The sequence below is a fragment of the Paenibacillus terrigena DSM 21567 genome, assembly GCF_000374845.1.
GTDB classification, from domain to species: Bacteria; Bacillota; Bacilli; order Paenibacillales; family Paenibacillaceae; genus Paenibacillus_K; species Paenibacillus_K terrigena.
Window position 1 is genome coordinate 332,214 of the sequence record NZ_KB895417.1, and the last position, 17,612, is coordinate 349,825.

The following is a 17,612-nucleotide window of genomic DNA, read 5'->3' on the forward strand; positions in this document are numbered from 1 at the left end:
ATATCACATCATTCCTTTCAAGTAGACAAAGCTGAAGATGAAGATCCAGACCACATCAAGGAAATGCCAGTACAAGGAGAAAATAAACGATTTATTCGTTGTATCTGGCGTGAAGCCTTCACGTTTGATTTGAATCATGATGGCAGCTCCCCAGAGGAAGCCCATCGTAACGTGGAGACCATGCGTACCCAGCAGGACGAATAAGCTGGATAAGAATGCGCTAGTCGATAGTGTTGCTCCATCATGTACATACGTAACGAACTCTGTGATTTCGACGCCCAAGAATCCAAGACCCATGAGTAAGGTAATGGCGAAGAACACGAGTGTTGCTTTTTTGAAGCCGTGGCGCATTGCATGAATCGCAAGTCCACAAGTGAAACTACTCGTTAAGAGTAAGAATGTCTCAACAAGAACCCCTTTTAATTCGAAAATCTCACTGGCTGTCGGGCCGCTGCCCGAACGATTCCATAGCGTAAAATAGACGGCGAACAACGTAGAGAAGAGGGCGATTTCTGCGCCTAGGAATATCCAGAACCCGAAGATGCGGTTGCTGTTCTCTTCTGTGCCATATTCTAGCGGCACATTCGGATTTATTTTCATACGAGTTCACCTCCATGTTTCTCCTCTATCTCCATGATCTCTTTGACAGGGATGTGTCGACCATGATCGCGCTCGAATGTACGAGCTGCAAGCATAATGATAACCGCGATACCCGCGATGATCGATGGAATCCACCAGCTGAAGACCAAGAAGAAACCTAAGAAGAAGAAGATTACGCCGAGAATGAACGGTTGGCCGCTGTTATTCGGCATATGAATCGGTTCAATTTTACCTTCAAATAGTGGTTGGTTTTCTTTCTTCGAATGCCAGTAAGCATCCATACCTTTAACGTTCGGTGTACGTGCAAAGTTGTATTCAGGAACTGGACTGTGTGTAGCCCATTCAAGCGTACGACCGCCACCCCATGGATCGTTTACATTTTCACGTGGTGCATAACGGAAGCTCCAATAGATGTTGTAGCATAGAACAACGAAGCCAAGTGCAAGTCCGACAGCACCGATCGATGCGACCATATTTAGCGGCCCGAATCCGGAACCTTCGGAATAGGTGTACATCCGACGCGACATTCCGTTCAATCCCAAGAAGAAGAGCGGAAGGAAAGTCACGTTGAAGAAAATCGTAATTAACCAAAATGCAAGTTTACCAAGACGTTCGTTCAGACGGAATCCGAAAACTTTCGGGAACCAGTAATGGAAACCTGCAATAACGGCAAATACTGTACCTGGAATCAATACGTAGTGGAAATGCGCAACCAGGAACATCGTATTATGATACTGATAGTCCGCGGAAGCCATAGCAAGCATAACCCCAGTAACCCCACCGATTGTAAAGATCGGAATGAACGCTAACGTGTACAGCATAGGTGTCGTGAAGGATATTCGGCCTTTCTGCAAGGTGAATAACCAGTTGAATATCTTGACCCCGGTAGGAACTGCAATGGCCATCGTTGTAATCGAGAAGACGCTGTTGACCATCGAACCATGACCCATCGTATAGAAGTGATGCGCCCATACGACGAAGGAAAGTAACGAAATGACAACCATACTCGCAACCATTGATTTATAACCGTACAAATTCTTTTTGGAGAATGTCGCGATAATTTCACTATAAATACCGAAGGCTGGCAAAATAACGATATAAACCTCTGGATGACCCCATACCCAGAACAAGTTCGCCCAGAGCATATCCATCCCGCCATTGGCCATCGTGAAGAATTGGCCTCCGAACATCCGGTCGAACATCATTAGTGCAAGTGCTACGGTAAGAACCGGGAATGCGAACACGATGATAACACTTGTGATCAAGATAGACCATGTGAACATTGGCATTTGCATAAGCTTCATGCCAGGCGCACGCATTTTAAGAATCGTAACGATAAAGTTAACCCCTGTTAGCAGGGTACCGATACCGGCAATCTGTAATGAAATCGAATAGAAGTTATTCCCGACGGTCGGACTGAATTCCAGACTCGCGAGCGGGAAGTACGCTGTCCATCCTGCATCTGGGGAGCCCCCGATGACGAAGGATATGTTGAATAACATCGCTCCAGCGAAGAAGAGCCAGAAGCTGACTGCATTTAGTCTTGGGAATGCAACGTCACGTGCACCAATTTGCAGTGGAACAACGACGTTCATAAGTCCGATAATGAATGGCATCGCCATGAATAGGATCATGACAACACCATGCGTTGTGAAAATTTCATTATAATGCTGTGCGTCGAGCAGTCCATTCTCAGGAACTGCAAGCTGAGCACGCATCAGTAAGGCATCGACGCCTCCACGGAATAACATGAGGAGTGCTGCGATAATATACATGACGCCGATTCGTTTATGATCGACGGTCGTTAACCATTCTCTCCAAAGGTAGCCCCATTTCTTGAAATAGGTCAGACCGATGAGGATTGCTAGAGATGCAACGACGATACTCACCATAGCGGCGTAGATCATCGGTTCTCCAGTAACGAAAAATTCATCGAGTTTCATACGGTTAATACTCCTTCCTGTCCCATCGCTTATTCGTGCTGCGAATGATCCATCGATCCCATATCATCCATGTTCATGCCATCCATGTCCATGTTCGAATGATCCATCGATCCTGTGTTGTTCTTGGCATCTGCATCGCCGCCGCCATGATGATGTCCACCATTTGCACCTTCAGGTGCTGGACGGAATTCAAGATGCGTAGAAGAGTATGTCTTACGTCCGACAACCGGTGTAGCCAGTAATTTATCGAACTCTTCCGGCGTTAATTTCGAAGCTGTTTTCTTAACATCGTCAACCCATTTGGTGTAATCCGCAGGGGATTGAGCCAATACTTCGAATTCCATATGTGCGAATCCTTTACCCGAGAAGTTCGAGTTCCTACCATAGAATGATCCTTCATGTTCAGCGACAAGATTGAGTTTATTCACCATATCGCTCATCGCATATTTCTGGCCGCCAAGCTGTGGAACCCAGAAGCTTGTGATCGGTCCGAATGCATAGAGACGGAATTCGATCGGGCGGTTCGTAGGAATATTGACATAGTTAACCGTCTCAATGCCTTCTTCCGGATAACTGAAGTGCCATTTCCAATCGGAAGATGACGCATAAATAACAAGTGGTTTCTGATCTTCATACCCAACGGGTACATTCTCGACCGCGTTGGTCGAACGAACCGTTACGACGGATAGAATCACGACGATGATGATCGGGATAATCGTCCAGATCAGCTCCAACCACTTGCTGCCTTCAATATGAGGCGGTTCATAACCTTCATTAGCTTTCGTAGCGCGATACTTCGTTAGCATGTAAATGTACAAGACGTAGACGACAAGCAGTACGACAGCCATGATGATCATGGAGAAAATAATCGTGCTCGATTGCGTCTTCGCTACCGGCCCTTTTGGATCCAGTACCAGCAGTTTCGAACTACACCCACTTAATAGCATAATGAGTGAGATGAACAATAATAATAGCGGTCCTCTCTTTTTCATAAGTAACCCCTTCCTTAACAATGCAATTCACATGTTGATGTATTTCAAGAGAACTTAATTTTCTTTTATCTTATTAAGATATTCAGTTAATAACAAACCCTATTGAGAACCAATAATGGAATTTAATGGGTACATTTCTAACAAAAAAAGATGACAATTTCATATTAAAAGCCGAAAATGTGTTAAATATCACTGAAAAGCGCCAAATTCGCCGATTTTGATTTTTATTCATAAATGTGATAGAAAGTACAAATATCAAAGATTCGTCACAATTGAAAGCGGTAAATCACGGTTATTTGGAAGTAATGACCAGAAAAAATGAGGTATTCATGAGAAAATAAGCGAAAATGAGAGGAAAAAGAAGTTAAAATTTTGACTATTACGTGTCTGATCTGTGATCAAAATAAGGCGGCAGCAGGATTTGTTTGGCATTGGATGGTGTTTTCTAATAAAAGGAAATTTGGAATATCGCCTAAAATCTCCGATTTTCTTCGTTTTTCATTTTTGAATTTTTTGTGACGAAATTCACAATATGTGAACAAATAAAGACCATGCCAGGCACATGCCCAGTATGGTCTCCTTCTATTTATCATTGTCGGGGTCCCCCGCAAAGTACCTGAATCAGCTTTGAAGTCAAGTCCTCACTTTGTGGGGTTATCTATTATTCTTCATCAAATAATGGCGTGGATAGGTAACGTTCACCTGTATCTGGTAGAACCACGACGATGTTCTTGCCTTTGTTCTCAGGACGTTTAGCGACGAGCATCGCTGCATAGGCAGCAGCACCAGAAGAGATGCCGACGAGCAAGCCTTCACGTTTCGCGAGAATACGTGCGGTATTGATCGCTTCGTGATTTTTGACGGTAATGATCTCATCAACCACTTCTGCCTTGAAGTTTCCTGGAACGAATCCTGCACCAAGACCTTGAATCGCATGGAGGCCACGTTTGCCGCCAGAAAGAACAGCCGAGTCAAAGGGCTCAACAGCGATGACTTGAATGGCAGGGTTCTTGGCTTTGAGCGCTTCGCCTACACCGCTAACCGTACCTCCTGTACCCACGCCTCCAATAAAGATATCGACTTGACCATCCGTATCCCGCCAGATTTCCTCCGCCGTCGTCTTGCGATGAATGGCAGGGTTCGCAGGATTATCGAACTGCTCCGGAATGAATGCGCCGGGGATTTCCTTGGCTAGCTCATCCGCTCTGCGAATAGCTCCGGTCATGCCTTCTGTAGCAGGGGTTAGTACGAGTTCTGCGCCAAGCGCTTTGAGCAATTTTCTCCGCTCAATACTGAACGTCTCTGGCAAAGTAATGATGAGTCTGTAACCGAGAGCGGCTGCCGCAAAAGCAAGTCCGATCCCCGTGTTCCCACTCGTGGATTCAATAATGACCGAATCGGGTTTTAACAATCCACGCTCCTCGGCATCCTTGATCATCGCGAACCCAATGCGGTCTTTGACACTACCCGCAGGGTTGAAGTATTCGAGCTTTGCAATAATTGACGCTTCTAGTTGGTGTATTTTATTGTAGTTGGACAATTCCAACAACGGTGTATTGCCAATAAGTTCCGTTAAGTTTTTATAGATATTCGGCAATGCAATTCCCTCCAGAGATATGTTCAAATATAAGAATTTATAAGTTTCACGAATAAACTGTTCTTATATTTCTAGCTCAAACGCTTATTGTCCTATAGAGGACGACGAAGTCGCTTATGCTTGTTCCTATAAGATTAATCGGTTATATAACCGTATCATGAATACGTTCAAAACACAATTTTAGCGGTGCGGAGACAGGCTTTCTTCATGATTACCATTATTTATATATTGTCCCATATCATTCACGAATGTCATGATGATTATGCGAATCTATCAAATTTTGCTAGTGAAGGAGATGAAGTGTGGATGAGTGTTTCAAAATACATAAAGGGTGCGGTGATTGGGCTTTCCATTGCTGCAGTCACGTTAACGAGCATACCGAAGACGGAAGCGGAAGCGGATAGTCATCGATTCGCTATGTCTTATATTTATTTTGGTAAGCCGGATCAATATCTTCAAGCCGTGAACCAGACCAAGGGCAGTCTGGATATGGTATCGCCGAGTTATTTTGATTTAAACGAGAATGGTTCCTTGAAGTTGACTGAAGCAGTGGATCCGAAGTTTGCCGCGGAGATGCACAAGCAAGGGATGAAGGTCGTCCCGTTCCTGAGCAATCACTGGGATCGGAAGTTGGGCGTTGCTGCGCTATATAATCGAGAAGCATTAACGAAGCAAATTGCTGCGGCGATAGAGAAATATAACCTAGACGGTGTAAATGTCGACATTGAGAATGTCACAGAGAAACAGCGTGATGATTATACTGCCCTCGTGAAGATGCTTCGTGCAGCCATTCCTGCCCATAAAGAGGTCTCGGTCGCTGTGGCGGCGAACCCGGATGGTTGGGATACGGGGTGGCATGGGTCCTACGATTATGCCGAGCTCGCGAAGGTGAGTGATTATCTCATGATCATGACATATGATGAGAGCTATGAGGGCGGAGATCCTGGTCCTGTTGCAAGCTTACCATTTGTACAGAAATCGATTGCGTATGCGCTTAAGCATGTGCCAAGCGACAAGATTGTGATGGGGATCCCGTTCTACGGTCGTTACTGGAAATCGGATGGCAGCATTCAAGGGCTTGGAATTCAGAACACGGTTGTAACCAGTCTCATTGAGAAATACAACGGGAAAGTTGTCTTTGATTCTGCGAGTCAAACGCCGAAAGCGACCTTCACGATTCCAGCCGGTGATCCGGGAACAACGGTCCATGGGAAGCGAATCACAGCAGGCAATTATACGGTCTGGTATGAGAATGAGCAATCGATTAAGGCGAAGCTGGGTCTTGTCCAGAAGTACAATCTTAAAGGCGCGGGCAACTGGAGTCTGAATGAAGAGTCCGGCAACACGTGGGATTATTATTCGACCTGGCTGAACAATTCTTCATATTTGGATACGATCGGCCATTGGGCAGACGAATCTATACAATTTGTATCGGATAAAGGATGGATGACAGGGACGGGGAATCGACTGTTCCAGCCGAAAACGCCATTAACGCGCGCACAAGCGGCATCCGTACTCGTACGAATGTCAGGCGCGAAGCTGCAAGCAGGGAGCCAGACCACCTTGTTCAAGGATGTCCCATCGAACTATTGGGCAGCAGCGGACATTCAGATTGCGAAGCAGCGCGGACTGATTAACGGCTATGAAGACGGTCGATTCCTACCTAATCAATCTGTAACACGGGAGGAACTGGCTGTAATGCTGGCTAAGGTGCTGCAGCAGAAGCCAACATCGTTGACCACTGCATCGTTCAAGGATGTGAGCAGCAGCCGCTGGTCGGCATCTGCGATCGCTAGCTTAGCACAACGCGGTGTCGTTAGCGGTTATGAAGACGGAACGTTCCGTCCGACACGTGCGGTGACACGTGCTGAAGTGGCTGTGATGCTGCAAGCTGGAGCGTCAATGCAACCATAAATCATGGATGAATAAGGGGCCTTCTAAGGCTCCTTTTTTTCATTTTGATATGGGTTGACATAACGAGGAAATTGAAGTTATCATATTACTGAAGTTACTTAAACGTTTCAGCACTTAAACGTTTAAGGTCCAAATGGAGGGGGCAAATACATGTCAAGACGGTTGATGATGACTGCAGTTATTGCTGTTCTTTTCAGTTTTTCATTTCTTGCTGCATGCGACAAGGCAGAGAACTCACCTGGGAAGGAAGAGCAGAGTAACGAAGCGCAACAACAAAGGAATAGCTCTGAAGGATTGCAGCCTGAACCAGGCGCAGAATTGCTTGTCTGGGAATCGAAAGGTCCTGAATTCGACTTTTTGAAAGCGATCTCAGTGGAATTTGAGAAGAAATACGGTGTGAAAGTAAAAGTCGAAGCGGTTCCGGCGATAGACAGTGTTAAGAAGCTGACGACAGACGGCCCGGCAGGAATCGGAGCCGATGTCTTCTCTGCACCGCATGATCAATTAGGAAATGCCGTTACGGCAGGTCTCATACTGGAGAATGATGTGTTCGACGAGAAGATGACGAACGAATTTATGTCCAGTGCCATCAGCGGCGTCAAGTATCAAGGCGTACTCTATGGTTTCCCGACGGCGATCGATACGTATGCGTTATTCTATAACAAGAAGCTGATGGATAAAGCCCCTCAAACCTATGAGGATATCATCAACTTCGCAGTGACCTATAATGATCCCGCCAATAAGAAGTTTGCCTTCATGTGGGATGTCGCACAGTTGTATCAATCCTATTCGTTCCTAGCGGGCTATGGTGGGTATGTATTCGGTAATGAGGGTACAGACGCGAACGATATTGGTTTGAACAATGTGAAAGCGATCGAAGGGGCGAAATTCCTACAGTCGCTTAAGCAAATTCTTCCGATTAACGTCAATGATATGAATGACAATATCATCACGGGTTTCTTCCAAGAGGGTAAAACGGCGGCAATCATTAACGGGCCGTGGCTGATTTCCAGTCTATCCAAAGACAACCTGGATTATGGAGTCGCGCCGCTGCCACTGCTGCCGAATGGCGAACATCCGAAGAGTTTCTCTGGGATCAGAGCATTGTATGTCAATTCCTATACGAAGTATCCAGCTGCTGCGAAGCTGTTCGCTAGCTTTGCAACGAACAAGGAGAATTTGAAATTACGTTTCGAAATGACGACGCAGCTGCCACCGCGGAATGATCTAACGAATGATCCGATTCTGACGGAGAATCCGAATGCACTCGCATTCCTAGAGCAAGCGAAGTATTCTACTCCGATGCCTTCCATTCCGGAAATGGGGAATGTGTGGCAGCCGGCCAGCGCAGCAATTGCTTCGATCTGGAATGACAATCAAGACCCTGCGGCAGCCCTCAATAAGGCGGTAGAACAGATCAAAACGGCAATGAAAACGAAGCATTAAATGAATTTTTAAATTATTTCTAAGGCGGTCTGCAGAATGCATGTAAACCTAGACGCTCGTCGCTATCGGACCAAAGCTGCTATTTTTTCCGCACTATTTATCGGGTTAGGACAGCTTTATAATCGGCAATATGTGAAGGGCTTCCTATGGATGGTCGTGGCCCAACTGTTCTTCTGGACGTATTATCCCATTGCGTATAAAGGCATAACCGGCCTGATCACGTTAGGCGACGTGCCTTCACGAATCATTAAGGGGAAAGTAGTCCAAGGCGATCATTCGATCTTTTTGCTCATTAATGGACTTATCACCGTTGTGATCATTCTATTGTTCTTGGGCGTGTACATCATGAATATTGTTGACGCGAAGAAAAATGGCGAGATTCGGGACGAAGGGGGCCAAGTGCTCGGATTTATCGCATCCCTGAAGAGGGCTAAATTTCGGAACTTTCCTTATTTACTCTTGCTGCCAGCCACCTTCTTCGTACTATTCGTGACAGTCATGCCATTAGTCTTCAATGTATTGATTGCATTTACGAACTATTCGGCTCCGGATCATATTCCTGACCGTTCATTGGTTGATTGGATCGGCTTCGCATCGTTCTACGATTTATTTACGCAAGAGGCATGGCGATCTACTTTTGTAGGCATTGCGGTATGGAACATCATTTGGGCTACCGTGTCTACCATTTCGGTTTTCTTAAGTGGTCTGATCCTCGCGATGATGGTGAATCATCCGAGAGTTAAGTTCAAGAAGTTCTGGCGCACGGCGTTCATCCTGCCATGGGCGGTTCCACAATTTATCTCGATCCTTGTATTTCGGGTGCTTCTGAATGGGTCGTTCGGTCCGATTAATGATCTGATAGTCAAACTTGGATTTTCGCCAGTACCTTGGCTCTCGGATCCAACCATGGCAAAAGTATCGATTATTCTTGTGAATCTGTGGTTCTCGACGCCATTTCTCATGGCGCTTATGTCGGGCGTACTCACAACGATGCCGCGCGATCTGTACGAAGCCGCAGAGGTTGACGGTGCATCATGGAGGCAGAAGTTTAGCAAAATTACGCTTCCGCTTGTGCTCTTAGCTACTGCGCCCATATTGATTATGCAATTTGCGTTTAACTTTAATAATTTCAATTTGATTTATTTGCTAACGGATGGTAACCCGAATCAACCGGATTACTTCTACGCCGGAAGTACGGATATTCTGATTTCGTGGATTTTCAAAATGACGCTGAATCAGAGCCAGTTCAACATGGCTTCCGCTGTATCCATCATCATGTTTATACTCATAGCAGGGTTCTCTTTATGGAACTACAAGCGAATGAAGTCAAATCAAGAAGAGGATTGGGTCTAAATGTCTAAATTAAAAAGCAATTTAGTCGTCATAGGGATTTATATGGTATTTATCGTGCTGTTGATCACGACCATTTATCCGATGATCTGGGTTGTCGGAACCTCGCTCAATCCAGGGAATACCTTATTGGTCAGCAAGATGTTCCCTGACAATCCGTCGCTGCTGCATTATGTTGAGTTGATTCGGAATACCGATTTTATGCTGTGGTTCGGCAATACACTTAAGATTGCTGTGGCGAATGCATTTCTATCGACCATCCTCGTTGCGATGACGGCATATGCTTTCTCCAGATTTCGCTTCAAAGGGCGGCAGCAGGGGCTTATGACTTTGCTTGTTTTGCAGATGTTCCCGGGCTTCTTATCGATTATGGCGATCTTTGTGCTGCTGCTGCAGACCAAATTGCTCGATACGCATCTAGGGCTGATTCTCATCTATGTCGGCGGTTCGATTTCGATGGGGACTTGGGTGATGAAAGGTCATTTTGATACCATTCCTAGAAGTCTAGAGGAAGCTGCTTTTATCGATGGCGCGAGCAATAAAGATGCGTTTTTCCGAATTATTCTACCTTTATCCTTGCCGTCGATTACCTTTGTCGCCCTGAATAGCTTCATTACACCGTTCATGGACTTCATACTGCCGCAAATTGTATTGCGGTCATCGGAGAAAATGACGTTAGCGCAGGGGCTATACAGCATGGTCGCGAATGAGACCAATTCGAGCTTTACGGTATTCGCTGCTGGCGCGGTATTAGTGGCTTTGCCGATCACGCTCTTGTACATGTACTTCCAGAAGTATTTAATCCACGGCATGACAGCAGGCGCAGACAAAGGATAAATCTGACCCTCTCATGACTTGCAAAATTGACTTTGAAAAGGCAGTATGCTTAAATTAACTTAAACGTTTAAGTCATGGTGAGAGGTCGGATTCATATGAAAAAAACTACGATTAAAGATATTGCGAAAGCAGCAGATGTATCCATAGCAACCGTGTCTTACATTCTGAATGATGTGAAGACGCAATCCATCTCGGATGAAACCCGTGTCAAAGTACTAAAAGTCGCGCAGCAGTTGAAGTATGTGACGAACCGTTCTGCTCAATCGTTAAAGATCAAGAAAACAGGACTGATGGGTATTCTGTTGTTCAAGGACGCCCAGCAAAGCCCTGGATCGGCCTTGAAATATGCCAAGACGATCTACAAGCTGGAGGAGCTGTGCAGAAATCTCGGATATCATGTGATTTTTATGCAATTGGACAGCGCATCCTTATCCTATAAGGTCATTATGGAACGGAATTTGGATGGCGTGTTCTTAATTAATGCGGATCGGGAGAAATTCTATGCGATCTCGAATCAATTTGGGTTCGGGATTCCGGTATTCGTCATCGATAGCTATATCGAAGATTCGTTGTTTCACAAAATTATGCCGAACTTCGGGCAAGGTTTTGCAGCGGCCCAGACGGTACTGGGGCAAGCGCCGGAGTTTCTCGTGATGGATGCCTATAACAATACAGAATTAAGAGAGGTCATCAAGCAGCAATCGGGATTGGACGAAGATCGAATTTATGTCTATGAGAATCGTGATGGGATGCAAGCTTTTTTATCAAAGTTTGCGGGTAAGCCTGGTATCGTAATTAACGAGTTCCTGGCGAATGAAGCATGGAAGACGCATAAGAATCTGGTGGCATGCTGTACATCCCATTGCGAGGAGTTATTCCCGGACGACATGATGAAGATATCATTTAATCTCAATGACTACACGGAAGTTGTTAATATGATGGACAGTTATATTAATGATGCGGCGTATGTCAAAGAGGAGAAGTTTTTCTTATTGACCGCCACATCATGATTCTTATGTGGTGAGGAGAATGCGGAGTGGATGTTTCGCGGTTCATACAACTTAAAGATTTCGAATCGAAGATATTAAATAATACGAGAGAAGTGTTCATATATTTGCCGCCAAGCTATAACCTGAATGATCAAGAGCGGTATCCAGTCTTATATATGCATGACGGTCAGCATGTTTTCTTCGCGGATCAGAAGGGCGAATCCTGGGATGTGCATACGGCCGTAGATCAGTTGGTTGCGGAAGGGAAAATGAGAGAAATCATTGTGGTCGCGATCTCGCATATTGAAGATGCTAGAATTGCCGAATATATGCATGCGAATCCGCAAGGACATAATATTTTTGGCACAACCAATCAAGGGGAATTATACGAGGAATTTCTCGTTCGAGAAGTAAAGCCCTACATCGATACAACCTACCGTACGTTGCCAGGTAGAGAGCATACAGCGCTCATGGGCTCGTCAGCTGGAGGATTAGTGTCCTACAATATTGGATTTCGAAAATCGGATATATTCGGGATGATCGGCGCGTTATGTCCTTTCTTTGTCAGTGTTGACCCGAATACGATGGAAGACCGCTGGTTAAGCCATGTGTACACGGAGAAGAAGGATTTGAAGATATGGATGGATGTCGGCGATGCTGAAGGCTTTACCGTGATGGAGAAGCATGTGCGCCAGGTGGCGGATGTCCTGATCAACACGGGTTATCAGCCTGGTGAGGACATGATGTATTACTATGCCGTAGACTCCGGTCATTCGCAGAAAGATTGGGCAGCTAGAGTTCACGCGCCGCTCCTTTACTTCTTCGGGGAGATTGGTAAGCCGATCCGTGTGGAATTGCATGGGCCTGAGACGGTTGGGCTGCAGGGGGCTAAGCGTAATTTAAATGCGATCGTTCACTTCGACAGTGGTTTTATGATGACCGATTTACAGGGGACCTATGAAGTGGCTGATCCTGAACTGCTGGATGTGACGGTGGATGGAAGACTCCTTGCCAAGAAAATAGGGCAGACAAAGGTGACCTATCACTATGCGCATTTAACGGCTTCGTTAGAGCTGAGCGTTATCCCGCATCTGTCCCCGACCGCTACTGTGAATGTCTTCGTGAAAGTGCCGACAACAACGCCGCAGACGGATTCCTTATATGCAGGCATTGCATTGCCGATGATTCATAATCGTCTCTTCGGAGGCACGTTCGAAGTACCGCGAGATATGTCTTTCGAATTCCGTATTTCCAGAGGACTGGGTAAGCACGAGACGGATCGCTATGGCCACGAGGTCCCTTATCGCAAATTTACGGTCACGGATGGGTTAATCCTGAATTACGTTGTGGAGAATTGGGTGGATTGTGTACCAGCGAGGGAGGTGCAATAAAGATGGAGCATCGTTCAAGCATGCTTAGAATTGAAGGTTTCTATTCGTCTTATCTAGATAATCAAAGAGATTTGTTAGTCTATCTGCCGCCTAGTTATGATCAAGACTCAAGTAGACGGTACCCGGTGCTGTATATGCATGATGGTCAGAACATTTTTCATCCGGCATTTAACGGGTATTCATGGAACGTCCATGAGACCATCGATCAGCTGGTTCAGGATAACAAGATGGAAGAAATCATCGTTGTCGGCATCTCCAATATGGGCATGGAGCGGTCGAATGAATTTACCCACGATATGGACGGCATACGCTATCAGGATGATAAGGTTGATATTCGGCCATTGGGCCACTTGTATGAGAAATTCCTCATCGAAGAGGTAAAACCTTATGTCGACAGGATTTTTCGTACAAAACCAGGTGCCGAGCATACCGCATTGATGGGCTCTTCCCGTGGGGGACAGGTCACATATCATATCGGGCTTCGCCGTCCAGATATTTTCAGCAAGCTCGGCATTATTTCACCGTATTTGTATTACGTCGATCCGCTGACATTGGAGGAATTCCCGCAATATCACTCTTTTCAGAGCAAGCAGCCGATTTCCCGCATCTGGATCGATTTGGGCAGCAGCGAAGGACTGCTGATTATGGAGAAGCATGTGCGCGAAGCGGCCGAGAAGCTGGTGGAGCTCGGATATGAAGCAGACAACGAACTGCTCTATCTGTACGCGCCCGAAGCGGCTCATGTAGAGAAGGATTGGGCGGCAAGACTGATTTCACCGCTCATTCATTTCTATGGCAATAAGGGAAAGACACGTGCAGTTGCTTTACACGGTCACGATGAAGTGGGCATGGTGGGTGCGAAGAGCCGACTCAATCCGATTGTCGAGATGGAGAATGGGCTTCAGATGACCTTGTTGCGTGCGGATTATCAAGTCTTAAATCCTGAAATACTCGATGTTCGGGCGGATGGTACCCTTCTTCCGAAATCTACAGGAGAAACTACGGTCACCGTGCAATATCAGGGGCTTCAAGCGAGCAGAACCATTCGAGTTATTCCGGAGACCCCAGAACATGTAACGCTGGACATCATCGTTCACGTTCCGCCGAACACGCCGGAGGTTGTTAGGATCTACGCGTGGTTCCCATTGGCTGATGCGGGTCATGGAACGTATACGAATCATTTGCGTCTTCCTCTGCACACGGAGCTTGTGTTTCAAGTGACAAGAACGGATGGGCGTATCGAGTTAGATCGGAATGGGAATCCGGTAGAGCACAAATATAAGGCTGCTGCTAATGGGACCGTCGAAATATATGTAGAGCGATGGTCTTAGGTAAGCAACAGAAAAGGAAAGATAGACAATGAAAAAAGTACTCATAGGATTGATTTGCAGCGTGATCTTGTTCTCAGGGGCTGCGTATGCGGCGTCGAGCTTACCGGCGAAGGGTGAACAGCCTAAAGCCAAGGTTAGCAGTAAGCAGACTAACAATTTTCAGAAGCTACCCATCACGCAAAAAATAAACGATGTCGAGGTTACGATCCATGCCGTGAGGTTGACGGATGAGACAACGGATTTCGAAATCACGATCAAGAACAACACGGATGATGAGACGATTATACCGGAATTGGTTCATAGCATCGCAGGTGCGAATGTTCAGATCCAAGGTAAAACCAAGGAAACAGTGGGCATATCACAGGATAATCCCGACTTTGGCGATAGCACGATCAAACCGAACAAAGAAAAGTATGGTTGGTTAAGCTATAAAGCCCTATCAGATAAAAAGGTTAGAAATATGACGTTAAGCTTTTCTGTAGAGGGGAAAAACAAACAGAGAAAGTTCTCCTTCTATATCGATTGTAAAGATCTTAAATTCCGTACGCTATAAATCCAATGACGAACATCTGGTAATATCTGTTTATTTCTCCGTGGTTAGGGGCATATTAGCAGCATGCTTATAAGGTAAATGAACGGGATAAGGAGAATAAGAGATGAACCAGATGTTCGAGATTGTGATTCGATCAGTGGCCTCCTTTGGAATTATGATGGTTATCGCTCGGATTCTAGGCAAAGCAACGATTTCACAGATGACCTATCACGATTTTGTTGCAGCGATCACACTCGGTGCGATAACCGCCAATCTTGCATTTAATGTGAAAATGAACGGTTGGCAGCTGCTCGTTTCGCTATTTATTTTCGGCAGTATTGCTTATTTGTTCCTTGTGCTGGCAATGAAAAACCGGACGATTCGCAAATGGATCTCCGGTCAGCCGACCATCATTATTCAAGAAGGGCAAATATTAGAGAACAATATGCGAAAGATGAAATTCACGCTCGATACCTTAAATCAGGAGCTGCGCGAAAAAAATATATTCAATATCGAAGAAGTCGAATATGCGGTGTTGGAACTGAACGGCAAATTGTCCGTGCTGCGCAAAGAGGAGTATCTGCCTGTCACGCGTAAAGATTTCAAGATGAAAAGTAAGAAGCAATCCTTTCCGACTGAGCTCATCATGGATGGTGAACTTATTGACGATAATCTGAAATTGAGCGACGTAAATAAGGAATGGCTCTTGCAGCAAGTGAAGAAGCGAGGCCTTACGGTTAAAGATATCAATTACGCGGTGAAAAGCTCGAACGGCCATTTGTTCTTGGATCCTTATACGGATCAGATTAAACATATAATCGACAAGGAATAGCCCAAAGGAATGGAGCTTAGCGTATTCGGAATAAGCCGATCGTCGTTGTTACTTGCGGAATACATCCCAAATTTCTGGCGATTCTTGACCTATAAACCAGATGGCGGTACCGCGTAACTTATATTGGTCAACAAGGCCTAGCCGCTGTTGCATCGATTGTTCATCCTCAACCCATATTTGATGTTTTTTATTCTCTTCTGTATACTCGATAACATTTTGTTTGGATTGCGGATCCCATTTCTTCTTTAATCCTTTGTCCGCAATAATCTTCTTCACTTCGATTAAAGTAAGATCTTTTTGTTCGGTTTTCTTCGTTTTTAGATCGGTAACCCAATCTCTTGTGTAGAAGGGAACAGCAAGAATAACTTTGCGTGCAGGTACATCTCGCAATAATAGCTGGATCCCTTTCTCTACCCAAGGTAGAGATGCAACGGAACTGACTCTCCCTCCGCCGCCTAAATCCTCATCATATCCCATCATAATGATATAATCTGCTGCTTTGCCCAGTTCATGTCGATCAAAACTGCCAGACCAGAATGGATCAGGGTTCTCACGACTGACATCGACAGAGACGAGAATGCCGTGGGGATGAAGAGTCTCTTGAAGTTCTCGGATAAAGGATACATAGATTTTTTTATCCTTGATGTCTATATTTTCGAAATCAACATTAATCCCATCGATATCGTTATGAACGAGAATATCGCGCAGGCGATGAATCAACTTTTCACGTTTCTTTGTATTGCTTAGGACGAGATGCGTTAACTCGGGATCAAATCGATTACCGAACAATGGCCATACTTGGTGGCCTGATTGATGCGCCCAACGGATGTACTTAGGGTCAACACTTGATTGAACGAATTGCTCTGCCTCCAATCGGAACCAGCTAGGAGATACCACATTAAGGCTGGGGGCGGTATTGTTTTGTTCTATATACTTCTCGGTTGTACCGAAGGCATTCCATCCCAAGACGATGCGATTCCCGCAGTTCGAAGCTTGTTTCTGTTTGGGTGGTTGTGTTGGTGGAGGAGGCTGTGTTGAAGCATTGCATGAGGTCAGTAGGATGACTGCGAAGATCAGCAGGGGGATGATAAAGCGTCGCATCATATAACAATCCCTTCATCAAATGATGTTTACGAATTGTATATTTCCCCTGCGTTCTCGTACGTACTCATTGGAATTCATTCGAATAAGAAGCACGGTTTCAGGCCATTCTAACCACTGAATAAGGAGGGATCTAATGAAAACTTTACGTGAGATTATGTCAACCGATGTTGAAACCGTTGCACCGGATCAAAATATTCATCAGATCGCAGTGATGATGGAGCAGAATAACATCGGGTTCGTCCCCGTAGTGAAAAATGACAAGCTGATTGGTGTCGTAACAGACCGCGATCTTGCGGTACGTGGATATGCTGCCAAGCGACCCGGCTCTGCACAGGCGGAAGAAGTGATGACGAAGAACATTGTCACAGCAACGCCGGATACAACCATCGATGAAGCTGCCAAGATCATGTCACAGGAAATGATTCGCCGCTTAGCGGTCGTCGAGAACGGTAATCTTGTCGGTATTGTTGCAATTGGAGATTTGGCTACTGAGGATCATTACGATCATTTAGCCAGCGGAGCGCTAAGTGATATTTCCCAGCATACGGATGTGCCGCATCATTAAATGAATACACAAAGAGCGTTAGAAATTTCTGTATCACCGGTCATGGCAAATGTGATCTACGAAGGGGAGCAGGTATATATTCAGCATGTGAATGAAGAAAATAATATGGCAAGAATATACCCCCTCGATCATCCGCAACATGAGCAGAATGTTCCAGTACACATGCTTATCGAGCACGAATAACAAAAA

The 17,612-nt window shown here is 45.5% G+C and carries 16 protein-coding genes; 11 read left to right on the top strand and 5 right to left on the bottom strand.

Annotation, left to right across the window (positions count from 1 at the left end; translation table 11 throughout):
• Positions 1-3 precede the first annotated feature (3 nt).
• From qoxC to cysK, 4 genes are all read right to left on the bottom strand, one after another.
• Positions 4-600, bottom strand: coding sequence for a cytochrome aa3 quinol oxidase subunit III (qoxC, locus tag C558_RS0117640; RefSeq protein WP_018757618.1), 597 nt, complete (start codon positions 598-600; stop codon positions 4-6).
• Positions 597-2,543 (bottom strand): cytochrome aa3 quinol oxidase subunit I, encoded by a 1,947-nt coding sequence (qoxB, locus tag C558_RS0117645; protein ID WP_018757619.1) that lies wholly within the window; start codon positions 2,541-2,543, stop codon positions 597-599. Before qoxB ends, qoxC begins: the two co-directional genes overlap by 4 nt.
• Positions 2,544-2,572: 29 nt before the next feature.
• Positions 2,573-3,535 carry a cytochrome aa3 quinol oxidase subunit II gene (gene qoxA / locus C558_RS0117650; protein WP_018757620.1) on the bottom strand — a complete coding sequence of 321 codons (963 nt, stop codon included), beginning with the start codon at positions 3,533-3,535 and terminating at the stop codon, positions 2,573-2,575.
• Positions 3,536-4,196: 661 nt separating this feature from the next.
• Positions 4,197-5,132, bottom strand: a complete 936-nt coding sequence (cysK, locus tag C558_RS0117655) for a cysteine synthase A (RefSeq protein ID WP_018757621.1) — start codon at positions 5,130-5,132, stop codon at positions 4,197-4,199.
• A gap of 306 nt (positions 5,133-5,438) precedes the next feature.
• Here cysK and C558_RS0117660 point away from each other — a divergent pair, with 306 nt between their 5' ends.
• The 9 genes from C558_RS0117660 (at position 5,439) to C558_RS0117700 (ending at position 15,754) form a co-directional block, all read left to right on the top strand.
• On the top strand, positions 5,439-7,046 hold the full coding sequence (locus C558_RS0117660) for an S-layer homology domain-containing protein (protein WP_040675333.1): 1,608 nt from the start codon (positions 5,439-5,441) through the stop codon (positions 7,044-7,046).
• A 150-nt stretch (positions 7,047-7,196) separates the two neighbouring features.
• Positions 7,197-8,492, top strand: coding sequence for a sugar ABC transporter substrate-binding protein (locus C558_RS0117665; RefSeq protein ID WP_018757623.1), 1,296 nt, complete (start codon positions 7,197-7,199; stop codon positions 8,490-8,492).
• Positions 8,493-8,528: 36 nt separating this feature from the next.
• Entirely contained in the window at positions 8,529-9,845 is a 1,317-nt protein-coding gene (locus tag C558_RS0117670; RefSeq protein WP_018757624.1) for a sugar ABC transporter permease, read from the top strand.
• The gene (locus C558_RS0117675) at positions 9,846-10,679 is read left to right on the top strand and encodes a sugar ABC transporter permease (protein WP_018757625.1); all 834 of its coding nucleotides are present in this window, start codon (positions 9,846-9,848) and stop codon (positions 10,677-10,679) included. It begins immediately after the preceding gene.
• Between the two features lie 95 nt (positions 10,680-10,774).
• Positions 10,775-11,689: a LacI family DNA-binding transcriptional regulator gene (locus tag C558_RS0117680; protein ID WP_018757626.1), complete on the top strand. Its 915-nt coding sequence runs from the start codon at positions 10,775-10,777 to the stop codon at positions 11,687-11,689.
• 26 nt (positions 11,690-11,715) lie between these two features.
• The gene (locus tag C558_RS0117685) at positions 11,716-13,059 is read left to right on the top strand and encodes an alpha/beta hydrolase (RefSeq protein ID WP_018757627.1); all 1,344 of its coding nucleotides are present in this window, start codon (positions 11,716-11,718) and stop codon (positions 13,057-13,059) included.
• Between the two features lie 2 nt (positions 13,060-13,061).
• Positions 13,062-14,390: an alpha/beta hydrolase gene (locus C558_RS0117690; protein WP_018757628.1), complete on the top strand. Its 1,329-nt coding sequence runs from the start codon at positions 13,062-13,064 to the stop codon at positions 14,388-14,390.
• A 28-nt stretch (positions 14,391-14,418) separates the two neighbouring features.
• Positions 14,419-14,943 (top strand): DUF4352 domain-containing protein, encoded by a 525-nt coding sequence (locus tag C558_RS0117695; protein WP_018757629.1) that lies wholly within the window; start codon positions 14,419-14,421, stop codon positions 14,941-14,943.
• A 103-nt stretch (positions 14,944-15,046) separates the two neighbouring features.
• Positions 15,047-15,754, top strand: coding sequence for a DUF421 domain-containing protein (locus C558_RS0117700; protein ID WP_018757630.1), 708 nt, complete (start codon positions 15,047-15,049; stop codon positions 15,752-15,754).
• Positions 15,755-15,802: 48 nt separating this feature from the next.
• Here the strand turns inward: C558_RS0117700 and C558_RS31310 are convergent, their stop codons facing one another.
• Positions 15,803-16,858 (bottom strand): glycosyl hydrolase family 18 protein, encoded by a 1,056-nt coding sequence (locus tag C558_RS31310; protein WP_018757631.1) that lies wholly within the window; start codon positions 16,856-16,858, stop codon positions 15,803-15,805.
• 133 nt (positions 16,859-16,991) lie between these two features.
• Between C558_RS31310 and C558_RS0117710 the strand changes: the two genes are divergently transcribed.
• A complete protein-coding gene (locus C558_RS0117710; RefSeq protein ID WP_018757632.1) occupies positions 16,992-17,423 on the top strand; it encodes a CBS domain-containing protein in 432 nt (143 codons plus the stop codon).
• Positions 17,424-17,606, top strand: coding sequence for an H-type small acid-soluble spore protein (locus tag C558_RS0117715; RefSeq protein WP_018757633.1), 183 nt, complete (start codon positions 17,424-17,426; stop codon positions 17,604-17,606).
• Positions 17,607-17,612 lie beyond the last annotated feature (6 nt).

What these genes read in the sequence shown, in the direction of transcription:
- qoxB (WP_018757619.1), bottom strand. Translation starts at nt 2,543, where the DNA reads ATGAAACTCGATGAATTTTTCGTTACTGGAGAACCGATGATCTACGCC.
- C558_RS0117700 (WP_018757630.1), top strand. Translation starts at nt 15,047, where the DNA reads ATGAACCAGATGTTCGAGATTGTGATTCGATCAGTGGCCTCCTTTGGA.
- qoxA (WP_018757620.1), bottom strand. Translation starts at nt 3,535, where the DNA reads ATGAAAAAGAGAGGACCGCTATTATTATTGTTCATCTCACTCATTATG.
- C558_RS0117715 (WP_018757633.1), top strand. Translation starts at nt 17,424, where the DNA reads ATGAATACACAAAGAGCGTTAGAAATTTCTGTATCACCGGTCATGGCA.
- C558_RS0117660 (WP_040675333.1), top strand. Translation starts at nt 5,439, where the DNA reads ATGAGTGTTTCAAAATACATAAAGGGTGCGGTGATTGGGCTTTCCATT.
- C558_RS0117670 (WP_018757624.1), top strand. Translation starts at nt 8,529, where the DNA reads ATGCATGTAAACCTAGACGCTCGTCGCTATCGGACCAAAGCTGCTATT.
- qoxC (WP_018757618.1), bottom strand. Translation starts at nt 600, where the DNA reads ATGAAAATAAATCCGAATGTGCCGCTAGAATATGGCACAGAAGAGAAC.
- C558_RS0117665 (WP_018757623.1), top strand. Translation starts at nt 7,197, where the DNA reads ATGTCAAGACGGTTGATGATGACTGCAGTTATTGCTGTTCTTTTCAGT.
- C558_RS0117675 (WP_018757625.1), top strand. Translation starts at nt 9,846, where the DNA reads ATGTCTAAATTAAAAAGCAATTTAGTCGTCATAGGGATTTATATGGTA.
- C558_RS0117690 (WP_018757628.1), top strand. Translation starts at nt 13,062, where the DNA reads ATGGAGCATCGTTCAAGCATGCTTAGAATTGAAGGTTTCTATTCGTCT.
- C558_RS31310 (WP_018757631.1), bottom strand. Translation starts at nt 16,858, where the DNA reads ATGATGCGACGCTTTATCATCCCCCTGCTGATCTTCGCAGTCATCCTA.
- C558_RS0117710 (WP_018757632.1), top strand. Translation starts at nt 16,992, where the DNA reads ATGAAAACTTTACGTGAGATTATGTCAACCGATGTTGAAACCGTTGCA.
- C558_RS0117695 (WP_018757629.1), top strand. Translation starts at nt 14,419, where the DNA reads ATGAAAAAAGTACTCATAGGATTGATTTGCAGCGTGATCTTGTTCTCA.
- C558_RS0117680 (WP_018757626.1), top strand. Translation starts at nt 10,775, where the DNA reads ATGAAAAAAACTACGATTAAAGATATTGCGAAAGCAGCAGATGTATCC.